Source organism: Exiguobacterium sp. USCH10 (assembly GCF_037619445.1).
GTDB classification, from domain to species: domain Bacteria; phylum Bacillota; class Bacilli; order Exiguobacteriales; family Exiguobacteriaceae; genus Exiguobacterium; species Exiguobacterium aestuarii_A.
Genome location: NZ_JAQPZO010000001.1, coordinates 780,573 through 801,928 on the forward strand (window position 1 = coordinate 780,573; position 21,356 = coordinate 801,928).

Consider the following 21,356-nt stretch of genomic DNA (forward strand, 5'->3'; position numbering starts at 1 on the left):
AAAAAGACATCGAACGAATCAGTTCGATGTCTTCTCTGTTGACGGGAGTACCCGTTTTTCTAATAAAAATGGTCCGAATGGGATGACGGATGCCATGACGGCAAGCGTCAGCACTTTGAAGCCCCAACGGAAGCGCCACGCCATGTACATGGCCGCAAGTACGTAGGCCACAAACAAGAAACCGTGCGCTGCGCCGACGATGCTGACCGCGAGTGGAATACCCGCCATATATTTCAATGGCATCGCGATAAACAGTAACAACAAGAAGGACACACCTTCTGTGTAGCCAAGCCATTTAAAATGAGTCGTAGTCATATGCGTTCTCCTTTATCTCTGTAGGCTATATCTATCGTAGCCGAAACATGAGAGGTTTGTCACAGGAGAGTGCATAAAAGTTACGAAGCTATTTGACGATTTGGTGAACGATGCAATACTTTCGTTTCGACGAAGTTGCGAAGGAACAAACCGTCGACTCCGATTTTCCCTGCGTTATGTCCAGCAACCAAAATCAATACAGATACGATCAACATCGTTGGGTTCGTACTGACCGTTCCCGAGAGTAAGAAAGCCATGTTCATGACAAGACCGAAGAATGCCGCGCTACGTGTGAGTGCTCCGAGCAATAACCCTAACCCGACCAAAAATTCACCATAAGGAATCAGGATATCGAATAATCCAGCGTTTGGAATCGCAACGTTTTCTAAGAATGCAGCCCACCATCCTGCGACAGCTGGATGTTCTCCAGTCGCGAGTGTCACCGCGTTGTTTAAGAATCCTTCCGTTCCAAAGCCACCTGTGATTTTACCCCAACCTGCTGTTAACCAATGATAACCGAGCCATACACGTAACACCGTCAAGATTGCCGTAGCGATGTTATGATTTTGCCAAAATTTCGTGAACATGATGATTCCTCCCTTTCAAGAAGTTGAATAAATGAATAATGTGATTACATTCACAATATACCGTCTATGTTCACTATTTCACATATGTATTTTTGTTTGTTCATGATTCGTCCATATGTACGTCACACTCTATTCATATCCATCAAAAAGACGCCTACTTGAGGCGCCTTTTAGGATTTTACAAGGTCACTTCTTGAGGTGGCTGACCTTTCTTGTTCATCACACGCATCGATTCCGGCTCGATTTTGAGGATGACAAGCTTCGGATCGTCTGGTCCATCAAACCAGCCTTCGAGTTTGTCGTTCCACACTTTTTCTTTCATCGATTCATCATCTGACACAGTCGCTTTCCCTAAAATTTCTAAGTACGTGTCGCCGACCCCATCGCCATCATAACCAATCAAAATATGCGTATATGGATTCTTCTCTAATTCCTCCACCTTATCTGTATCGTTCGAGGTTGCTGTATAGAGTGTAAAATCATCATGGAAAAATGTCATGTAACGACTATGTGGCTTCACCTTATATACGGTCGCCATCGTCCCTACATTACTTGAATCTAGAATCTTTAATGCTGTTTCTTTTGCACTCATTCCGAATTCCTCCTTCATGGTTTGTCGCTCGTATACTGTTCCCTCAAACCACACGATTAAACACAAAAAAACCTGCTCGCCAATGCGAGCAGGTATCATATTCCTTAGAAAGGAAGATTAGATTTTTTCAACGTTAGAAGCTTGTGGTCCACGAGCTCCGTCTGTGATTTCGAAAGTTACTTCTTGGCCTTCTTCAAGTGTTTTGAAGCCGTCGCCTTGGATTGCTGAGAAGTGTACGAATACGTCGTCTCCGCCTTCCATTTCGATGAAGCCGTAACCTTTTTCTGAGTTAAACCATTTTACTTTACCTGTGTTCATGAATGAACCCTCCTGAAATAAACGCTATGCGTTATAGTAGTGCCTTACTAGAAAAAACTTGACCAAAAAAAATACAAGCCTCTGGATTATCTAATGAAAAATAATCCCAAGCACTTGTGAATTATGATTCCAGCTATTCTTAATTAAGCACATATTGAATATAACACGACTAGATGCTTCTGTCTAGTAAATACTTCTGATTGCTAAAAAACAAGGCGAAACGGGTACATGCTAGAGAAGATGATGCTAGGAGGATTTATTATGAAAAATGCAAAGGACCCGCAATCAATCGCTTCGATGATTGCCTCATATTCTGATTGGTCGGAAGAAGACCTCATCCAGCGAACACTCGAATGGCACCGCTCCACGCGCGAGACATCTTACTCAGAGCAGCAACAATCCATCCCTTGCCGAATTCCAATGACTGAGCGCATTACGCCTGTTCAAACGTCACTCCCGCTCGAACAAATGGACGGAATGGTTCGTCCTGTTTGGATGCGCCGCCTCGATGCGGAATATTTGAACCTAATGCAGGTCACAAAACAACGTGTTGATGTGACAGATTATGGCGCTGTCGGGGACGGACAAACGGATTGTACGCTCGCTTTTCGTCTCGCCCTCCGCTCCAATCGCCGTGTCTTTGTCCCGGCAGGTGTGTATATCGTTCGGGGCATTCGCCTTCCTTCGAACTGCGTGTTAGAAGGTGCCGGACAGGACGTCACCATTCTAAAACTATCGGATCGTGCGCCAAAGCATCGAAGACTGTTACGAAACGCCACCCCATTTGCGGGAAACCATCATGTCGAGGTATGTCACCTGACACTCGATTGGAACGTCGCACGATTAGGCGATGTGAAACGAACCACGAGCGGTGACACGACATCGAGTGCCTTGACGTTTGCGCATGTGACGTATGGTTGGGTGCATCATGTGACGGCTAAAAATGCCGGTCTTCATGCGTTCGACATCACGTCTCCACACTATCATTACTTAGGGGATGGACTGCGAGCCGCAAACGGCAGTCGGTATATTCATCTTGATCATCTCGAGGCGACGAACTATGGGGATGACGGAATCACGACACACCATAGCGATGCCATTTATATCACTAATTGTTATTGTCATCACCCTCATGGTCGAACACACGCCCTCGGATTCTCAAATTCGAACGGCATTGAGATTGACGATGGATCGCGGCATGTCACACTCGTGAATAACAAAAGTGAAGGATGTTTTGGCGGAATCGAAGTAAAAGCACATGGAACTTCGTCAGCAGCTCATGACGTTCATATTTTTGGACACCTTTCACTTCATGACAATCGCTCATTTAATTTCCGTCACATCGGTCATCATTTAGCAGACGATCCCGATTCGACGACAGCACGCTTTCTATCTGGTACGAATTTAGTATCCGTCGAACCAGTTAGAAGCTCGCTATATGCGAAATCCTCTCCAAGAAGTTTAGTCGTCTCGGCCTATCAGGACGTCTTCATCCATGGATTGACCGCGATCGGTGACCCAACTTACGATTATGAAAAACATCCGGCATTAGCGATTCAATACAAGTCTCGACGTGTTCAATTACATCGCATCTCCGTGCGTGGATTTACAACCTCGAGAGCTGATCTCGAACTGTTCGGGGGAGATAACCGGACCGATGAAGTGACCATCGAAAACTTACGATGCCATGAATCTGCGCCAATCGCGTTAAGAATAGGACGTCAGCTGGAGAGGATCGCACTTCATCACATCGAAGGACAGAAAAAAAGCGGAGATGTACTCATCTCCACGAAAAGTCCGATCGATGTGAAAGACATACTTGCTTACGGATTCTCGGACCGAGTGCGTTCGGACGTTTGAGCCGCCTCGACAAGTCGATCCAGTTTGTCCTCATCGAGTTCAAGCGAGCTTTCTTTCTGTTTGGCCATCATGCGGACGATCGCTTTGTCTAAAAAGCCCATTCGTTCAAAGTCATACCCACTTCCGACGACTTCGACGAAATAAGCATGTTCGCGCAACTTGTCACGATAAGCTTCTTCTAGCTCACGAATCCGCTCCGACTCTGTCGGTGTCCCAGCACACAAATATAGAGCGAGAGGATGCTCCAGCAAGTGTGCCTCATGAAGCGACAACCATTCCTTCATCTCGTCCTGGATGGTACCCATCCGAATCGAACTGCCGACGATGACGTGATCCACGGTCTCCCACATGACGTTCGGCTCTTCTACGATATTTTGGACATGAACATCTCCCGATAACCGTTCAGCGAGTAAAGACGCCACTTTTTCACTCGTCCCATATCTGGAAGAGTACGCGATTAAAGTACCCATGTCGTTCCCTCTTTTCATGTCAGACGTTACTTACACTATTCCCGAATCATGAGAAGAAGATACGTGGTCACTCAAAAAAGCTCGCCGTCTGGCGAGCTTTTCGTCACAGTTTATACACTTGTGCTTCGTAAGGACGAAGGGTGAACGGTTCAATCGGTTCCATGTTTCCGATGACGCGTTCTTTTACGTCATATGGTAAGTCACGTTGTTGTGTGTCACCTGAGAAGTTACAGAGCACGAGCCATGCCTCTCCTTCGAACGAACGTGTGAACGCATAGATTGCCTCATCTTCCGGTAACAACAGCTCATACTTTCCATAGACAACGAGCGGATTGGCTTTACGGAGCGCAATCAATTGACGGTAGTAATGGAAGAGCGAATTCGGGTCTTTTCGTGCCGCTTCCGCATTGATGTCGACATAGTTCGGGTTGACCCCAATCCATGGTGTCCCTGTCGTGAAGCCACCATGTGCTTCGTCCGACCACTGTACCGGCGTTCGTGAATTGTCACGTCCTCGCTCATGAATTCCGCGGAAAATCTCATCGTGCGTCAACAACCCTTTTGATGTGTAGTCACGGTAGGCGTTCAACGTTTCGATATCTCGGTACTGATCAATCGAATCAAACGCGACGTTTGTCATCCCGAACTCTTCCCCTTGATAAATGTAAGGTGTCCCTTTCAATAGATGAAGAAGTGTCGCAAGCATCTTCCCGGAACGGACGCGATATTCTGGAGAGTCGTTCCCGAAGCGCGAGATGGCACGGGGCTGATCATGATTACTCCAATACAGGCTGTTCCACCCTTCTTCTTCTAGTCCTTCTTGCCAACGCGAGAAGATCGTCTTCAACTCTGTGAGTTTCCAGTCCGTCGGATTCCATTTTCCGAAGCTGCCGTTCCCGACATCTACATGCTCAAAATGAAAGACCATGTTCAGTTCGTTACGGTCTTCCCCTGTATACAATTTCGCTTCTTCCACACTGACCCCTGGCATCTCACCGACCGTGATCGTGTCGTACTTCGATAAGACTTCTTGATTCATCTCTTGCATGAATTCATGGATACGTGGCCCGTTAAAGAAGAATGGCGTGCCGTCACCGTAACCTGTTCCTTGCGTTTGACCATTCGGATAACTCGGGTCTTTCGAGATCATATTGATCACGTCCATCCGGAACCCATCGACCCCTTTATCGAGCCAATACGTCATGAGATCGTACACTTCACGACGAAGCGTCTCGCTTTCCCAGTTCAAATCCGGTTGTTTCTTACTGAATAGGTGAAGGTAGTACTCATCGCTCGCTTCGTCATACTGCCAAGCGCTGCCGCCGAAGAAAGCTCCCCAGTTCGTCGGTGGCTGACCGTCTTTTCCTTTTTTCCAAATATAATAGTCACGATATGGACTCTCTTTTGAAGAGCGTGACTCCATGAACCACTGGTGTTCGTCAGAAGAGTGGTTGACGACGAGATCCATCATGATTTTAATCCCGTGACGGTGTGCTTCCTCAAGCATCGCATCAAAGTCGTCCATCGTACCGAACTCGTCCATGATGGCACGATAATCACGAATGTCGTATCCATTGTCGTCGTTCGGTGAATCGTATACCGGCGAGAGCCAGATGACATCGATCCCGAGTTCTGCCAAGTAAGACATCTTCTCCGTGATCCCTTGGATATCACCAATCCCATCACCATTCGAATCATTGAAGCTCCGCGGATAAATTTGATACACGACTGCTTCTTTCCACCATTGTTTCATGTTACGTCCTCCTTGAAGTTCATTTCCGTTTCAACGCTTTCATCGTACTGTCTTCAAGGATTCATGACCATCCATGATATGATTAGGATATGTACAATTTTGCTATAAAATGAGGAGACTATTATGGAAATCGGCTTTTGTGGCTATTCGTATCATACAACGACCTACACTTTTCCATTCGCTAACGTACTCGATACGTATCTGATTCGCTTACAGACAGAGGGGACGGCTCGGATTGTGGTCAATGGGGAAATGATGATTACACGACCTGGTGACGTATTGATTGTCCGTCCGGGTGACTTCTATGAAATGCATGTCGATACACCTGCGAGCGGAGACTATCATATCTTTTGCTCCGGACATGCGATGGATACATGGTGGCATGCGACTCCACGGGAGCGAATGTATGCCATCACCATCGATTCCCGCCTACTCTCGCTATGGCAACACATTACAGAGGAAGTGCGCCGTCCACCATCTGAACAAAGTGCCGTACTAATTGAAACTCTCGTCAAAGCGCTTCTACTCATGCTTGATCGTTCGATTCAAGATATGCATTCCCAGGCGCGACCTCCAGTCGTCTCTCGTATGATGCGCTTTATCGAATCGCACGTCACCAATGACTTTAAAGTGGCAGACGTCGCCGCAGCGGTCGGACTCAGCGTTTCCCGGACCGTTCATCTCTTTAAAGAAGAGACCGGGATGACGATCATCGAATATGCACAATCGATTCGGTTGCAGCTTGCCGAAGAGCAAATGCGCTATACAAAACATTCGTTAGAAACGATTGCGGAACTGTCTGGATTTCGAAGTTATCCATATTTCCACAGAATTTTTAAACGTAAATATGGCGTAGCACCAGGGGTTTATCGCACTCTTCAACAAAAAAACGAAAAAAAAATAAAAAAAGAGTGATCCATTTTTTGAGCCGATCCGTTAGATGGGTGTAAATAATGACAACAACACTCACTTACGAAAAGGAGCGATTACACATGAAGAAGAAGACGTTAAACAAAATCGTAGCACCGGCACTAGCCTTAGGACTACTCGTACCGGTCAACGCACAGGCAGCGGATCACACACCGACAGCAAGTACACCAGCAGGTGACCTTCGCGCCACACTCGATCAACTCTTATCTGAGCACTACGTATTAGCCGTCACATCGATGATGAAAGGATACGACGAGGCAGCAGATGCTGAGGTCGCGGATCAAGCACTCGATCAAAATGCGCTCGACATGACACCAGCTATCGCTTCAATCTACGGTGAAGAAGGTGCTGCACAATTTGAAGACATCTTCCGTGGCCATAACGACTATTCAGATGATTTCGTAGAAGCTGCAAAATCAGACAACCAAGAACTACGCATGGAAGCTGAAGCTGAAGTTGATGAGTTCGTAGAAGAATTCTCAACATTCCTCGATGCAGCGACAGAAGGTAACTTACCGAAAGAAGCTGCAGCAGATGCACTTGAACTTCATGAAGACCAAGTCCTCTCTGTATTTGATAACTATGTCGAAGGAGATTACGAAGAAGCTTACATGACGTTCCGTGAAGGCTACAAGCACATGTTCAACATCAGTAAAGCCCTCTCAGGCGCAATCGTCACACAAATGCCTGACAAATTCACGACTGGAGCAGACACACCAGCTGTTGAACTCCGCTCAACATTGAACAGTCTTGCAGGTGAGCACTTCGCCCTCGCTGCAATCGGTATGCAAAAAGGATATGACCAAGCAGAGGACTATGACTATGTAACATGGGCAGAAGACCAGAATACACTCGACTTCAAAGCGGCCATCGCATCTGTATACGGTGACGAAGGTGCTGCACAGTTCGAAAAAGTTTGGAACTCAGATCACATCACAGCACAAGGTGATATCGTAGCTGCTACACTTGAAGGTGACGAAGCGAAGATTGAAGAAGCACGTATGCGCCTCGACCAATTCGCTGTCGACTTCAGCACATTCCTCGATGCAGCAACAGAAGGTAACTTACCACAAGCTGCTGGTGAAGAAGCCATCAAACAGCATGAGACACTCGTACTCGACACATTCGATCAATACGTCGCAGGCGATGCAGAAGCTGCTTGGATGTCATTCCGTGAAGGATATGCGTTCATGTTCGGTGTTGGTGAAACACTCGGTAACGCAATCGTGACACAAATGCCTGACAAGTTCGCAGAAACAACGATGCCTGAAGAGATGCCTGAAACAGGTCTCGGTGGTGCACAAGAACAATCAATGAACACGCTCTACGCTGGATTAGCTGTACTTGGCGGAATCTTACTCGCCTTCGTAACGCTTCGCAAACGTAAAGTGTCTGAACAATAATCAATAAGGAGGGAGCCCCATGAACAAGCGCCATTTGTTTCTGGCGCTCTCTCTCTTTTGTTTTAGCTTCTGGACGTGGACGAGCGCCCAAGAATCGTCGTCACCACCTGTAGAAGAAAAACAAATAGAGGAGAGCCCGGATTTAACGGCTGAATTCTCACTTCTACAGGAAGAGGTGAAGAAGTTACGATTAGCGGAAGAAGAAGAAAACGCTAAGGCCGTCACCCCCGTTCAAATCCAAATTCCGAAAATCGATGTCGATACCGCTATCGAGCAAGTCGGGGTACTGGAAAACGGACAGATGGGTGTTCCGGAAGATGAAAATCAGGTCGGGTGGTTCGAACCTGGTGTCACACCAGGAAGTAAAGGAAACGCCGTGATCGCCGGTCACGTCGACAGCAAGACCGGTCCGGCCGTCTTTTATCAACTCGATCAACTTAAAGAAGGCGATGACGTTCTGATTCAAGACGAAGCCGGAAACACACTTCGGTTCCGCGTCACAAAAACAGAACGCTATGATACGAAAACCGCGCCAATCGAAGAGATTTTCGGTGCCACATCAAATCGCAATTTAAATTTGATCACCTGTTCGGGTACGTTCGGGGACGGGGGCTACGATGAACGATTCGTCGTGTATACAGAGCTAGTGGATACCGAGCTGAACGAAACTGTCGATCTCGAGATCCCAACGGCAGTCGAGCGACAAGGAAACTTGTTAACCTGGCACGCCGTGCGTCAAGAGAGCGTGATCGGATATCGCATCTATGAAGTCGTCGACGGAAAAGCTACTCATATCGAAAGCGTCCCATCCCATGCAAGAAAGAGTATCGAAGTCGCAAGTAAAACAGGTGTTTCTTATTATGTGACTGCGATTGACCAACTTGGAAATGAGTCGAAGCCTTCCGAGATGACCAAATGACAAAAGACCCCTTACTCACTTTTAATGTGTGAATAAGGGGTCTTCTCTATTATACGAAGCAAGGAATCTGCGGGTTGAACGTCTTGTTGTTCTCCGTCATGACTTGCTTTTTAATTTTGCCTTCTCCGAGGTAGACGATGCGGTCAGCGAGTGCCTCTGCATCTTCCTCGTCGTGTGTCACGAAGATCGTCGTCGTACCTGTCTGCTTCAAGAGACGGCGCAAATCGTCACGAATCCGATGTTGAAGTGACGTGTCGAGGTTACTGAACGGTTCGTCTAGAATCAACAGTGCTGGTTTCGGTGCGAGTGCACGCGCGAGCGCGACACGCTGTTGTTGTCCCCCACTGAGTTCGTACGGGTAGCGGTGGCGGAACTCCGTCAAGTTGACGAGCGCGAGCATTTCTTCGACACGCGCATTCCGTTCCTTCCGGCTTAGTTTATGAAGACCGAACCGAATGTTCTTTTCAACGGTCATGTGTGGGAAGAGTGCGTAGTCTTGGAAGACCATCCCGACGCCACGATCTTCTGGCGGCATGAACTGACAATCGTCGCAACAGACGCAGTCGTTCACGACGACGACGCCCTGATTCGGCATCTCGAGCCCTGCGATCAATCGGAGAATCGTACTTTTCCCAGAACCGCTGTCCCCAAGAAGCGAGACAATTTCGCCTTTTGTGATCGAAATCGAGAATCCTTTGATGGTTTCTTCATGTGCACCTTTATAGCTAAAATGTAAATCGTTGATTTGAACGAACATTAGTCGGCCTCCTTATCAAGCACCTTGTGGGAAACGAATATCAACAGTCCACTCATGAGGACGATGACGATGGAAGCGAGTGCCGCTTCGTGAATCTTCTCATCACTCACGTATTTGAACGCCTGAGTCGCAAGCGTCGAAAAGTTAAATGGTTGTAAAAAGAGCGTCAACGGCAACTCTTTCATAATATCAATAAAGACGAGGATAAATGCGCTCATGATGGCGCCTTTGATCATCGGGATATCCACGCGGAAGAAAGTCTGGACCGTGTTCCAACCAAGCATGCGAGATGCTTCCGTGAACGATTTCCCGACCTTCTCGAACCCGCTCTCAATCGAGTTATAGCCGATGGCGAGGAAACGGATGACGTAGGCAAAGATAAGCATGATCAGCGTCGTCCGAAACACGAACGTCTGGCTCAAGTCGAGTGCCCTAGCCATATCGAGCACTTTGCCATCGAGCCATAAGAAGAGCGTGATGACCGCAATCGCGATGGCTGCTCCCGGAATCGAATACCCGAGCGTCGTCACTTTCGAAATCACGCGTGTCATGTTCGACGGGAACAGCCGTGTGTAGTTCGCAATGATGAGTGCGAACAACAGGATGATCACCGTCGCGATAAAGGCGACGCGCACCGTATTCCAAACGAGTTGCCAAAATTCTTCTGTGAAGACCGTATCGAACGTCAGGAACGTCCAAGCCGTCAACTGCGTGAACGGAATGACGAATGCGATGGCAAAGACGATGGAGACATATGCGAATACCGCGTAGCGATGCCAGCCTTGAAGCGGTCTCGGTTTGAGCGGTTTCACTTTCGTCGAAGCGTAACTGAATTGCTTCCGTCCTCGCACGAGTCGCTCCATCGTCAAGATGGCGATGACGAGAATCATGAGGGTACCTGCCAGCTTCAGCGCCGACGACGTATCCTTCATCCCGAACCATGTGCTAAAAATAGCGGTACTGAACGTCTGGATCCCGAAATATTTCACGACGCCATAGTCGTTAAGTACTTCCATCAAGACGAGACTGACACCACCGATGATGGCGACTCGGGAAATCGGAATGACGACGGTGAAGAAAATATCCCACGACCCACGACCGAGGATCCGTGCGTTCTCAATCATCGAGGACGATTGGTTATGCAGGAACGCTCGTGTGATCGTATAAATGTATGGATAGAGGAACAAGGTGAAAATAAACACGGTTCCTTGAATCGACATAATATTGAAGTACGACTGATCGACAGTAATCCCAAACTGATTCCGTAGCGTTGTTTGGATCACTCCGGTGTAATTTAAAATGCCGTGATACGTATACGCCCCGATATAAGGCGGAATTGCCAGTGGCAAGATGAGTGCCCATTTAAAGAAGCGACGGAACGGAAAATCATAGACGGTCACGAACCAGGCGAGGCTCGTTCCAATCACAGTCGTCAGGAGACCAGTAGCCACCATGATGAACAACGTGTTCCGCACATAACGGGGCAACAAATACTCTTGAATATGTTGCCAGTTGTCATTGACCGGTGCGAATAATTCCACGAGCACGACAATCCCCGGCAAGACGATCAATAAAATCGCAAGAAAGCTTAGGATCGCCCATCCATTCAGTTGTCGTTTTACCGCGTGCCAGTTCATGTCGTACCGCTCCCGTTCTGTAAACAATCAATTCCTGTCCCATCATATCAGTTTCTACGCGTCTCGTGTAGCGCTTAGGGTGTATGAAACGCAAAAACCTCCGGCCTGAACTCGCGTTCAAGCCGAAGTCATCTTACTTCCAACCTACTTCGTTAAAGATGCGGATTGCTTCTTGTTGGTTTTCTCCAAGTGCAGAGAGGTTGATGTCTTGCTCTTTGAACTCGCCCCATGATTGAAGAAGCTCATTCGGCTCAACCGACTCGTTGACTGGGTATTCGTAGTTCACACTCGCAAATTTCTCTTGAGCTGACGGCTCTGACATGAACTCCATCAATTTCTGAGCATTTTCTGTGTTTTTCGATGCTTTCGTCATCGCGATACCAGAAATGTTCACGTGTGTGCCTGTTGTATCTTGGTTCGGGAAGAAGACACCGAGTTGCTCAGCGACTTTCTTTTCTTCTTCGTCTTCAGAATTCAACATGAGACCCATATAGTACGTGTTCATGATGGCGACGTCCCCTTCACCGGCGACGACTGCTTTCGCTTGGTCACGGTCGTTCCCTTGTGGATCACGTGCCATGTTATTCACTAAGCCTTTCGCCCACTCTTTCGCCTCATCGACACCGTTCACTTCGATGAATGATGCGAGAAGTGAGATGTTGTACATGTTTTCAGACGGACGCACGAGTACTTTGCCGTTCCATTGTTCTTCTGTCAATGCTTCATACGTCGACAATTCTTCTGGTTTCACGCGATCTTTCGAGTAAACGATGACACGTGCACGTTTCGTCAAACCGAACCATTCGTTGTCCGTGTCACGATATTTTGCAGGAATGTTTGACTCAAGCTCATCGCTATCGACCGCTTGGAGATGTCCCGCTTCTTTCGCCTGATACAAGTTCCCAGCATCTGCCGTAATGAAGAGGTCAGCCTCTGTGCTCTCTCCTTCAGTGTTTAAACGCTCGAGAAGTTCGTCACTCTTACCTTCCACGACGTTTACTTTGATGCCAGTCTCTTCTTCAAACTGTTTATATAATTGTTGATCGACATCGTAGTGGCGACTCGAGTAAACGTTGACGACGTTCGAATCGTCCGAGCCTTCATTTGAAGTTGTCTCATCTGTGCTTGCGCAAGCGGCAAGGAGCGATGTCGTTAGTGCTGCTGAAATTCCTAAAGCTGCATATTTTTTGTTCATCTGTCATTCCCCCACGTTCAATGATTTCTCTCTCTGGTAATGATAATTACTCTCAGTACCTATCATCACTGATAATCATTCTCACGTCAAGGGTTTTCTGCAATCGCTATCAATAAGAATGCTTAATTTGTGACAGTTTTGAGGGCATCATTTCTTGACTTCAAAAGAATACAGACGATATAGTGAAATCAAACAAACCGTCTGGTCGGTACAGAAAGGGGTGGAGATATGACAAACCGATCGAACGTCACGAAACAAAAGCTATTAGATGCGGCAACGGACATCATTATGAATCAAGGTGTGCATCAACTCACGTTAGATGAGGTCGCTAAAACAGCTGGTGTTTCAAAAGGTGGACTTCTCTATCACTACGCTTCAAAAGAGGCATTACTGACTGCAATCGTCGAACGGTTACAACAAGAGCAAAACGAGTTGTATGCCTCACTGCAACAGGAAGGTCACGGTCCAGTCGAAGCATTCGTTCGTCTGTTCGATGAAACGAATTTGCATCCCGAACGCGCTGCCATTCATATCGACGTTGAGAAAATGATCGCATTTCTCACGCTGTTTGCCGTCGATCAAGAGTATGCCGATCGATGGAAGCAAGATTTAGATACGTTCTTCGAACAGTTTCAACAAACAGCCGACCCGGTTGAAACGATGATCATTCGTTATGCACTCGAAGGCATGATGATGTCAGAACATTTTGGGGTCGGTGTTCCCCCTGCCGAACTCAAACAAGCAATCATCACCCGCTTGATTGAACGGGCCCACGCCATCGACAGCCAATCATAAAAACAACATATAGAGGAGATTAAAAACCCATGCAGAAAATCACGTCCTTCTCCGTCAACAACAAGTTCGCGGTTTGGTTGATGACGATCATTTTGACGGCCGCCGGTCTTTTCGCCGGTCTGACGATGAAGCTCGAGACGTTACCGGACATCACCACACCGACCGTCTCGGTCACAACTATTTATCCAGGAGCATCCCCTGAGCAAGTACTCGAAGAAGTCAGTACCGTTCTCGAAGAACGCCTGCAAAGTCTAAATGGTGTGGAACAAGTTCGTTCTTCATCGTTCCAAAACGCTTCGAACATCCAAATCGATTACGACTTCAGTACAGATATGGATGAAGCGGAACAGCAAGTCAAAGATGCGTTGAGTAACGTCGAATTGCCGGAGTCGGCACAAGAACCACAAGTATCGCGTCTCAGTTTCGACGCTTTCCCGGTCATCGGGGCTGCCATCTCGGATGAGAGTCTTGATTTAGCCGAATTGACGAAACTCGTCGAGGAAGAAGTCCAACCCGCTCTTGAAGGAGTGGAAGGCGCACAAACCGTCCAGATTGCCGGACAAGAGATTCGCCGCGTCGAACTTCAATTCGATCAAGAAGCGCTCGCTGAATACAATTTGACAGAAGACACGGTCAAACAATTGATTCAAGCGAATGATGCCCGTATCGCGCTCGGATTATATGAATTAGGTGACACGGAGCAAGCGGTCGTCATCGACGGCAAGTCTGAGACGCTCGAAGCGTTCCGCGACATCCAAATCCCATACTCACCAGCACAATCAACGCCGACGACACCGTCTGCCCCGACTGAATTGCCACCTGGTCAAACGCCAGACGTGCCAACAGAGGTCCCGACGGAAACACCATCGGCATTACCACCGAACGTTCCGACGACGGTTCCGACTGTCGCGTTGAGTGAACTTGCGACAATCGAGGACAAAGGAATCGAAGAATCGATTTCTCGCTCGAACGGTGAACGTTCAATCGGCGTACAAGTGACGAAAACACAAGATGCGAACACGGTCGATGTCGTCAACGCCGTCAAAGAAGTATTGAATGACTTCGAAGCAGAGTATGATACGGCGAATGTATCGATCACACTCGACCAAGGACAACCGATTGAAGAGTCGGTCGAGACGATGTTATCGAAAGCATTGCTCGGTGGCTTATTCGCCATCCTCATCATCTTAGTGTTCTTGCGTAACTTCCGATCGACAATCATCGCTGTCATCTCGATCCCGTTATCGCTTCTTATGGCACTTATTGTGTTGAAGCAATTGGATATCACACTGAACATCATGACACTCGGTGCGATGACCGTTGCGATTGGACGCGTCGTCGATGACTCCATCGTCGTCATCGAGAACATTTACCGTCGACTCACACGGTCGAACGAACCACTTCGCGGTAAAGAATTGATCATCGCGGCGACAAAAGAAGTATTCATCCCGATCGCCTCGTCAACAATCGTCACAATCGCGGTATTCTTACCGCTCGGATTTGTCACAGGATTTGTCGGTGAATTGTTCTTGCCGTTCGCATTGACTGTCGTCTTCGCCCTACTCGCTTCATTACTCGTCGCGATTACGGTCGTACCAATGATGGCCGACTCGTTCTTTAAAAACCGCGATAAGTTGAAGCCAGAAGAAGGTCCAGGAAAGCTCGCAGAATGGTATCGCGGCGTCTTGAACTGGTCACTGAACCATAAACTCGTCGTCTTCGGACTCGCGACTGCCCTATTGATTGGTAGTTTTGCCCTCGTCCCAGCGATCGGGGTCAACTTCTTGAACCAAGATTCGGAGAAGACGTTGTTCGTCACGTTCGACCCAGAACCTGGTCAAACGCTTGAAGATTCGATTGCCGCGGCTGAAGTGGCAGAAGAATACTTCATGAAAGAACAACCGAACGCAACGGACGTTCAGTTCACGGTCGGTGGAGAGAACCCGCTGAACCCAGGAAACAATAAACAAGGAATCTTTATCGTCCAGTATGACCCGGATACAGAAGATTTCGCAGATGTGAAGTTGGCTGATATCGAGAAGTTGAACGAACTCGCTTCAAACGGTGAGTGGAAAGAACAAGACTTCTCAGGTGGCGGCGCAACAAGCGGTGTGACATATAACGTCTATGCCAACTCGCTTGAAGATTTAGAAGCCATCGTACCGACTTTCATCGAAACGATTGAAAAAGAAACGGATTACGTCCGTCAGGCAACGTCAGACTTACGTGAATCGTATGTACAATATACGTTCAACGTCGACCAACAAGCCGCAGCGGAAGCTGGTGTATCTGCAGGTCAAATCGCACAAGTCATCAGCCAATTCCAGGCACCAGAAAGCCCACTTGCGAGCGTGACAGTGGATGACAAACAGTTAGACGTCGTCATCCCGAACGAGCAAGTGACGTATGATAGTGTCGATGACCTGCAAGCACAAGAAATCACGACACCGTTCGGACCACGCCCGATTTCAGACTTCATTGAAATCGAAGAAGGCACAACGCCGGACACACTCGTCGAGCGCGACGGAAAACTGCTCGCACAAGTAAGTGTTGAACTCAGCACAGATAAAGCGACAGAAGCGTCTGCTGCGATCGAAGAACGCGTATCAGAGATCGAGCTCCCGTCCGGGGTCTCGTATGATGTCGGCGGTGTAACGGAACAGATTCAAGAATCGTTCACACAGCTCGGTCTTGCGATGCTCGCCGCAATCGCCATCGTATACTTGGTTCTCGTGATCACATTCGGAGGGGCACTCACACCGTTCGTCGTGTTGTTCTCACTCCCGTATGCGATTATCGGGGGACTTGTCGCCCTCCTCATCACGGGTGAAACGATTTCGGTTTCTGCCTTGATTGGGGCACTCATGTTGATTGGGATTGTCGTCACGAACGCCATCGTCTTGATTGACCGCGTCATTCATAAAGAAGAAGCTGGTTTATCAACACGTGAAGCGTTACTTGAGGCAGCAGGCACACGCCTTCGCCCAATCTTGATGACCGCACTCGCAACAATCGGTGCACTCGCACCGCTCGCACTCGGTCTCGAGGGTGGGGCACTCATCTCGAAAGGTCTCGGAGTCACCGTGATCGGCGGACTTACAAGTTCGACGCTTCTCACGTTGCTCATCGTACCGATCGTCTATGAGTTCTTCGCACGATTCCGTAAGAAAAAACAAGCGTAAACAAAAGAGAGTTGACTTTGACAAGTCGACTCTCTTTTTTGCGCTCAATAACACTGCATGATGATTTCGGTTTCTTCAAACCGTTTGGCGCGGAGGGCCTCTTCTGGAATAAGAAAATAAAGAATTCCAACATCCCCAAATATGACATCTAATTCTTCAGTAGAATCCATCTGAAAGAGCAGGAATGGATGATCGAATCGTTCCCCATATGTTTCTTCTACTTCTTCAAACACGTCATTCTGCACTTCATTCGGATGTCCACCGATTGCGTGGAGTTCTTCTTGTTCGAATTGTTCGACAAGCGTCTCGTACAGGTCGTCACCGAGCAAGTCGTACAAATCATACCCATTCTCCGCATAGCTCTCTTTGAAAGAAACGGCACGCTCATTCAATGCTTCTCCAACCCGCACTCGCTCTAGTTGCGTTTCTTCCGTATACAAGACACGCCAAAGATGACGCTCGTCCTCATCTCCCCAAGGTTGTTCTTCCAAGTCATAGAAGAAAGACAACAAACCTTCTTTCGGAAGTGCATCCACGGATTCAAACTCAGCTAAATCACTTAAACGGAACTGAGCTAAAAACGTCATATTCTCCCCAGGGTGCAAGTCAGCATTCGGCAAATCAGGATGCCCACCGAATTTTGAATGGCCGATTTGAACTTCTTCTCGTGTGGTTCGTGGTACAAGCGTCAAATTGACTCGCTTCGTGAACGCACGTAAAATGTCTTCCCCGTTTTGTAATCCATGCTCTTCAATAAATTGCTCAATCATTTTTAGTTCCATCTCGACACCCCGCTTGTTTATGATAGATGTAGTATAGCATGCCGAACGTATGTACCCCTCATCTTTTTTGTTATACCCTTTTCTTGACCGATGAAGATGAATTTGAGAAGATGCATACGTTTTGAATGACGCGAAAGGAAGTCATATATATGAAATTATTGAAATGGATGATTGGGCTCTCACTCTTGTTTGGATTGAGCACGCTCGGCAACTGGATGGTTGAGACGTTCTCCTGGAAAGTACCGGGCAGCGTCATCGGCATGGTGCTGTTGCTCGTCCTCTTACTGACAAAAGTCATCCGCGTGGAATGGATTGAAGACAGCGCTGGATTTTTGACGAAACACCTCGCCTTCTTCTTCATCCCGATTGCAGTCGGGCTCATGGCGTACGGCACGCTGTTAAAAGCCGCCGGCATCCCTCTTCTCGTGACGTTACTCGTCAGCATGGCGGTCGGAATGGTCGTGACGGCGTTTGTTTCCGGGAAAGAAGGTGAGACATCGTGACACACGTTTGGATTGGATTAACGATTCTCGTATATACGTTTAGTCGTCAACTTTCGAAAAAGTGGGCATCCCCGTTCACTAATGTCGTCTTCTTAAGTACAGCGATTCTGATTCTTCTGTTACTTGTGACAGGACAGTCCTATGATGCGTATAAACCGGCTACCGATCTCATCACCATCTTACTCGGTCCGGCGACTGTCGCCCTCGGGTTACCGCTCTATCGCAACTTACCCGTGTTACTCGCCCGGGCAAAACGGGCCCTGAGTGCCATCGTACTTGGGTCACTTTCCACGATTTTTGTTGCTGTCCTTTTCGGGAAGTTGTTTTCGTTTACCGAAAACGTATTGATTGCGCTATCGGTCAAATCGGCCACGTCACCGATTGCCCTTGAATTGGCTCGACAGTTAGAGGGGGATGCGACACTTGCCGCCTCGATTGCCGTCGCCTGCGGTATTTTAGGTGCGATGCTCGGTCCGGTCTTATTGACGTGGATTCGTATAGACGACCCGTTCACGCGTGGACTCACACTCGGCACCATCAGTCACGGGATTGGGACCGCTCAAGCGGCGACGGAACATCCATTGTCTGGTGCAACAGGTGGAGCCGCGATGGGATTGACGGCCATCTTCACCTCATTCATCTTGCCCATTTTATACCCGTTTCTCTTTTGAACAGGTCGCGCTCATTTCATCGATGGGCGTGACTTTTTTGTTTCGACTTCGAGCGCGCGTGATAAACTAATGAAGATGAAACTTTTTAGAGGAGGGCAATCCATGCAAGAGAAACTAATTGAACGCTTAATGACATACGCGAAGATTGATACACAGTCTGACTTCACGAGTACGACAACACCGTCGACGGCCAAACAATGGGATTTGATTCGTCATTTGGAGAAAGAACTGAAAGAACTCGGGCTGACAGACGTCGAGACGGATGAATACGGCTATCTCTTCGCCACACTTCCGAGTAACGTCGATCATGACGTCCCGACAATCGGCTTCCTCGCCCACGTGGATACGGCGACCGATTTCACGGGTACGAACGTTTCACCTCAACTCGTCGAGCACTATGAAGGTGGCGATATCGTCTTGAACGAGTCGCTTCATGTCGTCTTGTCACCAAAAGACTTCCCAGAACTTGACGGGTATGTCGGACATACGCTCATGACAACGGACGGAACGACACTCCTCGGTGCGGATGATAAAGCAGGAATCGCCGAAATCGTCACAGCCGTCGAATACTTATTGGCTCACCCTGAGATTCCGCACGGACCGGTCCGCATTGCTTTCACACCGGATGAAGAAATCGGGCGTGGACCACATAAATTCGATGTCGCCCGTTTTAACGCGGACTTCGCTTACACGATGGACGGGGGACCGCTCGGAGAGTTACAGTATGAGAGCTTCAACGCAGCTGGTGCGACCGTCACCTTCCACGGGACGAACGTGCACCCGGGTAGCGCCAAGAACAAGATGGTCAACTCGATGAAGCTCGCGATGGCGTTCCAAAACCGTTTACCGGCTGATGAGGCACCGGAACGTACGAGCAACTACGAAGGATTCTTCCATTTGAACGGTTTTAATGGTGATGTGGAGAAGACGACACTTCAATACATCATCCGCGATCACGACAAACAGAAGTTCGAAGCGCGTAAAGCGTTGATGGAGAAACTTGTCCTCGAATGGAAACAAAAATACGGGGAAGAGCGGATTGAGCTCAAAATGGAAGACCAGTATTACAACATGGCCGAGAAAATCGAACCGGTGAAACACATCGTCGATACCGTCGCTGACGTCATGCGCGGCCTTGGCATCGAACCGAAGATTGAACCGATTCGTGGTGGGACAGATGGATCGCAACTTTCTTACATGGGCCTTCCGACACCGAACATTTTCACGGGTGGCGAGAACTATCACGGGAAGTTCGAATATATTTCTGTGAACAACATGGAAAAAGCAACAACCGTCATCATCGAAACACTTCGCACATTCGCGAAGCGTGCACAAGCATAACACATGCGCCTCCAATCGTTCTCTTTTACACTAGAGACATTGGAGGCGATTTTTGATGAAACATACATTTAGCATGAACCTCGGCTGGGATGGCGGACGAAATGACGTCGGTACCCTCGAGGCTGAGCGATTAAAGACACAGATTTCGATTCCACCCGAAATGGACGGTCCCGGAGTCGGCACGAATCCGGATGAAATGTTACTCGGGGCAGCGGCCACGTGTTATATCATCACACTCGCAGCCGTACTCGGGCGAAGTGACCTGACTCACCGTGGCATCACGATTGACGCGGAAGGCATCGTCGATGTGACGAACGGCATCTTCACCTACGAGACGATTCGCTATGCGACAACGATTCAAGTACCTGCAGAGATGACCGACCGAGAGATTACGCTAGTCGAGCGCATTGCGAAAAAAGCGAAAGATCAATGTATGATTTCACGCGCGCTCGCAGGAAATGTGGCGTTCGAATTGAATACGACCGTTGTACGAGTCGATTAAAGCCATCATGATGATGGCTTTTTCTGTGCATCGAAGTGTCAGCTACCTTGTTGATCGATGATCTCACCGTCCACAGAAATTCCTCGTACAATCGCGTCTTCTCCAATTTGAAAATAATATCGGTACGGGCCTTTTTGAATCATCGTTGCCTCGGTGAACGTATTTTCGTGATGGGATGTCGTTTCAATCGTATCGATTTCTGGATTGTTCACTTCTCCAAATCCCACATTGAAAGAATGTTCGACGTTTCCGGCGTCATCGTATTCTCGTAAAAATGTGCTATATGAGGTGAAGTTGTCGTTTTCATAGTACGTCCACCCTCTTGGTCCAAGAAGCTCCCACCCTTCCTCATTATTCCCCTCAAAGAACTGGACGACTAGTGCCTCCATCTCATTTTGAAACTCACTATTATCTTGAAACTCCATGACATCTTGGAACTCTACAGGATCCGGAATCGTCGTGTACATGACGATGGTCACCCCATCGTGTCGTGTTATATAAATCAATCTATTCATGTCATAAGTTAGACCTTTAGCCAACGCCTCGTCAAAATCATCATATTTCCCAAACTCAAACTTCCCTACCTCAAACGTTTGAAGTTCATTCTTCAATAGCGAATTCACGATACTTGAACTGACCGCAATGAATAGGATGATCAGCCAGAGTCTAATTTGTTTCATAGTACCCCCCATTTGATTCACGTGCATTTCTGTTCTACATAATATTTCCATCTTACGTTGTATAATCCTCTATCCTGATGCACAAGTTTTTCTTTAACGTTTGTGAATCATGACGTGACACTGCGCGTTTTTCAAAAACGTGATACAATACACGTCGTAAACTA

Annotated in this window: 21 protein-coding genes; 10 read left to right on the forward strand and 11 right to left on the reverse strand. The window is 47.9% G+C overall.

The genetic code is table 11. The features are described 5' to 3' along the window. Positions 1-18: 18 nt before the first annotated feature. From PQI28_RS04015 to PQI28_RS04030, 4 genes are all read right to left on the reverse strand, one after another. Positions 19-315, reverse strand: a complete 297-nt coding sequence (locus PQI28_RS04015) for a DUF3817 domain-containing protein (protein WP_074034148.1) — start codon at positions 313-315, stop codon at positions 19-21. An 80-nt stretch (positions 316-395) separates the two neighbouring features. After that, positions 396-902: a DoxX family membrane protein gene (locus PQI28_RS04020; protein WP_214746834.1), complete on the reverse strand. Its 507-nt coding sequence runs from the start codon at positions 900-902 to the stop codon at positions 396-398. 178 nt (positions 903-1,080) lie between these two features. Then, complete coding sequence (locus PQI28_RS04025) at positions 1,081-1,494, reverse strand: pyridoxamine 5'-phosphate oxidase family protein (protein ID WP_214760730.1); 414 nt, start codon at positions 1,492-1,494, stop codon at positions 1,081-1,083. A gap of 117 nt (positions 1,495-1,611) precedes the next feature. Further along, on the reverse strand, positions 1,612-1,812 hold the full coding sequence (locus PQI28_RS04030) for a cold-shock protein (protein WP_015880427.1): 201 nt from the start codon (positions 1,810-1,812) through the stop codon (positions 1,612-1,614). Positions 1,813-2,073: 261 nt separating this feature from the next. Between PQI28_RS04030 and PQI28_RS04035 the strand changes: the two genes are divergently transcribed. Next, the gene (locus PQI28_RS04035) at positions 2,074-3,672 is read left to right on the forward strand and encodes a glycoside hydrolase family 55 protein (protein ID WP_339962584.1); all 1,599 of its coding nucleotides are present in this window, start codon (positions 2,074-2,076) and stop codon (positions 3,670-3,672) included. On the opposite strand, the gene PQI28_RS04040 is transcribed toward PQI28_RS04035, so the two are convergent. Both PQI28_RS04040 and PQI28_RS04045 read right to left on the reverse strand, forming a co-directional pair. Continuing rightward, positions 3,636-4,142: a flavodoxin domain-containing protein gene (locus PQI28_RS04040; protein WP_271305915.1), complete on the reverse strand. Its 507-nt coding sequence runs from the start codon at positions 4,140-4,142 to the stop codon at positions 3,636-3,638. The two genes, PQI28_RS04035 and PQI28_RS04040, sit on opposite strands and share 37 nt — an antisense overlap. A 103-nt stretch (positions 4,143-4,245) precedes the next feature. After that, on the reverse strand, positions 4,246-5,895 hold the full coding sequence (locus PQI28_RS04045) for a glycoside hydrolase family 13 protein (protein WP_339962585.1): 1,650 nt from the start codon (positions 5,893-5,895) through the stop codon (positions 4,246-4,248). 123 nt (positions 5,896-6,018) lie between these two features. On the opposite strand from PQI28_RS04045, the gene PQI28_RS04050 reads away from it, so the two are divergent. The 3 genes from PQI28_RS04050 (at position 6,019) to PQI28_RS04060 (ending at position 9,147) form a co-directional block, all read left to right on the forward strand. Continuing rightward, on the forward strand, positions 6,019-6,810 hold the full coding sequence (locus tag PQI28_RS04050) for an AraC family transcriptional regulator (RefSeq protein WP_339962586.1): 792 nt from the start codon (positions 6,019-6,021) through the stop codon (positions 6,808-6,810). A 77-nt stretch (positions 6,811-6,887) separates the two neighbouring features. After that, complete coding sequence (locus PQI28_RS04055; RefSeq protein ID WP_214785561.1) at positions 6,888-8,228, forward strand: copper amine oxidase; 1,341 nt, start codon at positions 6,888-6,890, stop codon at positions 8,226-8,228. 19 nt (positions 8,229-8,247) lie between these two features. Continuing rightward, on the forward strand, positions 8,248-9,147 hold the full coding sequence (locus PQI28_RS04060) for a class F sortase (protein ID WP_337874252.1): 900 nt from the start codon (positions 8,248-8,250) through the stop codon (positions 9,145-9,147). 49 nt (positions 9,148-9,196) lie between these two features. Here the strand turns inward: PQI28_RS04060 and PQI28_RS04065 are convergent, their stop codons facing one another. The 3 genes from PQI28_RS04065 to PQI28_RS04075 form a co-directional block, all read right to left on the reverse strand. Beyond that, positions 9,197-9,904, reverse strand: coding sequence for an ABC transporter ATP-binding protein (locus PQI28_RS04065; protein ID WP_214695778.1), 708 nt, complete (start codon positions 9,902-9,904; stop codon positions 9,197-9,199). Continuing rightward, positions 9,904-11,541, reverse strand: a complete 1,638-nt coding sequence (locus tag PQI28_RS04070; protein WP_337874253.1) for an ABC transporter permease — start codon at positions 11,539-11,541, stop codon at positions 9,904-9,906. The genes PQI28_RS04065 and PQI28_RS04070 overlap by 1 nt, the downstream gene beginning before the upstream one ends. A 133-nt stretch (positions 11,542-11,674) precedes the next feature. Then, positions 11,675-12,736, reverse strand: coding sequence for a Fe(3+) ABC transporter substrate-binding protein (locus PQI28_RS04075; protein WP_214746803.1), 1,062 nt, complete (start codon positions 12,734-12,736; stop codon positions 11,675-11,677). Between the two features lie 228 nt (positions 12,737-12,964). Here PQI28_RS04075 and PQI28_RS04080 point away from each other — a divergent pair, with 228 nt between their 5' ends. Together PQI28_RS04080 and PQI28_RS04085 are read left to right on the forward strand one after the other, a co-directional pair. Next, positions 12,965-13,531: a TetR/AcrR family transcriptional regulator gene (locus PQI28_RS04080; protein ID WP_339962587.1), complete on the forward strand. Its 567-nt coding sequence runs from the start codon at positions 12,965-12,967 to the stop codon at positions 13,529-13,531. A gap of 29 nt (positions 13,532-13,560) precedes the next feature. Further along, positions 13,561-16,713 (forward strand): efflux RND transporter permease subunit, encoded by a 3,153-nt coding sequence (locus PQI28_RS04085; protein ID WP_339962588.1) that lies wholly within the window; start codon positions 13,561-13,563, stop codon positions 16,711-16,713. A 44-nt stretch (positions 16,714-16,757) separates the two neighbouring features. On the opposite strand, the gene PQI28_RS04090 is transcribed toward PQI28_RS04085, so the two are convergent. Beyond that, complete coding sequence (locus PQI28_RS04090) at positions 16,758-17,495, reverse strand: YwqG family protein (RefSeq protein ID WP_339962589.1); 738 nt, start codon at positions 17,493-17,495, stop codon at positions 16,758-16,760. Positions 17,496-17,644: 149 nt separating this feature from the next. Here PQI28_RS04090 and PQI28_RS04095 point away from each other — a divergent pair, with 149 nt between their 5' ends. The 4 genes from PQI28_RS04095 to PQI28_RS04110 all read left to right on the forward strand — a co-directional run bounded on the left by PQI28_RS04095 (position 17,645) and on the right by PQI28_RS04110 (position 20,512). Next, on the forward strand, positions 17,645-17,998 hold the full coding sequence (locus tag PQI28_RS04095) for a CidA/LrgA family protein (protein ID WP_339962590.1): 354 nt from the start codon (positions 17,645-17,647) through the stop codon (positions 17,996-17,998). Next, positions 17,995-18,669 (forward strand): LrgB family protein, encoded by a 675-nt coding sequence (locus PQI28_RS04100; RefSeq protein WP_339962591.1) that lies wholly within the window; start codon positions 17,995-17,997, stop codon positions 18,667-18,669. The genes PQI28_RS04095 and PQI28_RS04100 overlap by 4 nt, the downstream gene beginning before the upstream one ends. 102 nt (positions 18,670-18,771) lie before the next feature. Beyond that, positions 18,772-20,010, forward strand: coding sequence for a peptidase T (pepT, locus tag PQI28_RS04105; RefSeq protein WP_271305905.1), 1,239 nt, complete (start codon positions 18,772-18,774; stop codon positions 20,008-20,010). 52 nt (positions 20,011-20,062) lie between these two features. Next, positions 20,063-20,512, forward strand: a complete 450-nt coding sequence (locus tag PQI28_RS04110; RefSeq protein ID WP_427373410.1) for an SACOL1771 family peroxiredoxin — start codon at positions 20,063-20,065, stop codon at positions 20,510-20,512. 38 nt (positions 20,513-20,550) lie between these two features. Here PQI28_RS04110 and PQI28_RS04115 read toward each other — a convergent pair whose 3' ends face one another. Continuing rightward, positions 20,551-21,192: a hypothetical protein gene (locus PQI28_RS04115; protein WP_339962592.1), complete on the reverse strand. Its 642-nt coding sequence runs from the start codon at positions 21,190-21,192 to the stop codon at positions 20,551-20,553. Positions 21,193-21,356: the final 164 nt, after the last annotated feature.

Bases quoted from the DNA above. Each gene is read 5' to 3' on its own strand.
- PQI28_RS04070 (WP_337874253.1), bottom strand. From the start codon at position 11,541: ATGAACTGGCACGCGGTAAAACGACAACTGAATGGATGGGCGATCCTA.
- PQI28_RS04095 (WP_339962590.1), top strand. From the start codon at position 17,645: ATGAAATTATTGAAATGGATGATTGGGCTCTCACTCTTGTTTGGATTG.
- pepT (WP_271305905.1), top strand. From the start codon at position 18,772: ATGCAAGAGAAACTAATTGAACGCTTAATGACATACGCGAAGATTGAT.
- PQI28_RS04075 (WP_214746803.1), bottom strand. From the start codon at position 12,736: ATGAACAAAAAATATGCAGCTTTAGGAATTTCAGCAGCACTAACGACA.
- PQI28_RS04065 (WP_214695778.1), bottom strand. From the start codon at position 9,904: ATGTTCGTTCAAATCAACGATTTACATTTTAGCTATAAAGGTGCACAT.
- PQI28_RS04040 (WP_271305915.1), bottom strand. From the start codon at position 4,142: ATGGGTACTTTAATCGCGTACTCTTCCAGATATGGGACGAGTGAAAAA.
- PQI28_RS04035 (WP_339962584.1), top strand. From the start codon at position 2,074: ATGAAAAATGCAAAGGACCCGCAATCAATCGCTTCGATGATTGCCTCA.
- PQI28_RS04050 (WP_339962586.1), top strand. From the start codon at position 6,019: ATGGAAATCGGCTTTTGTGGCTATTCGTATCATACAACGACCTACACT.
- PQI28_RS04015 (WP_074034148.1), bottom strand. From the start codon at position 315: ATGACTACGACTCATTTTAAATGGCTTGGCTACACAGAAGGTGTGTCC.
- PQI28_RS04030 (WP_015880427.1), bottom strand. From the start codon at position 1,812: ATGAACACAGGTAAAGTAAAATGGTTTAACTCAGAAAAAGGTTACGGC.
- PQI28_RS04060 (WP_337874252.1), top strand. From the start codon at position 8,248: ATGAACAAGCGCCATTTGTTTCTGGCGCTCTCTCTCTTTTGTTTTAGC.
- PQI28_RS04085 (WP_339962588.1), top strand. From the start codon at position 13,561: ATGCAGAAAATCACGTCCTTCTCCGTCAACAACAAGTTCGCGGTTTGG.
- PQI28_RS04090 (WP_339962589.1), bottom strand. From the start codon at position 17,495: ATGGAACTAAAAATGATTGAGCAATTTATTGAAGAGCATGGATTACAA.
- PQI28_RS04055 (WP_214785561.1), top strand. From the start codon at position 6,888: ATGAAGAAGAAGACGTTAAACAAAATCGTAGCACCGGCACTAGCCTTA.
- PQI28_RS04025 (WP_214760730.1), bottom strand. From the start codon at position 1,494: ATGAGTGCAAAAGAAACAGCATTAAAGATTCTAGATTCAAGTAATGTA.
- PQI28_RS04115 (WP_339962592.1), bottom strand. From the start codon at position 21,192: ATGAAACAAATTAGACTCTGGCTGATCATCCTATTCATTGCGGTCAGT.
- PQI28_RS04080 (WP_339962587.1), top strand. From the start codon at position 12,965: ATGACAAACCGATCGAACGTCACGAAACAAAAGCTATTAGATGCGGCA.
- PQI28_RS04045 (WP_339962585.1), bottom strand. From the start codon at position 5,895: ATGAAACAATGGTGGAAAGAAGCAGTCGTGTATCAAATTTATCCGCGG.
- PQI28_RS04020 (WP_214746834.1), bottom strand. From the start codon at position 902: ATGTTCACGAAATTTTGGCAAAATCATAACATCGCTACGGCAATCTTG.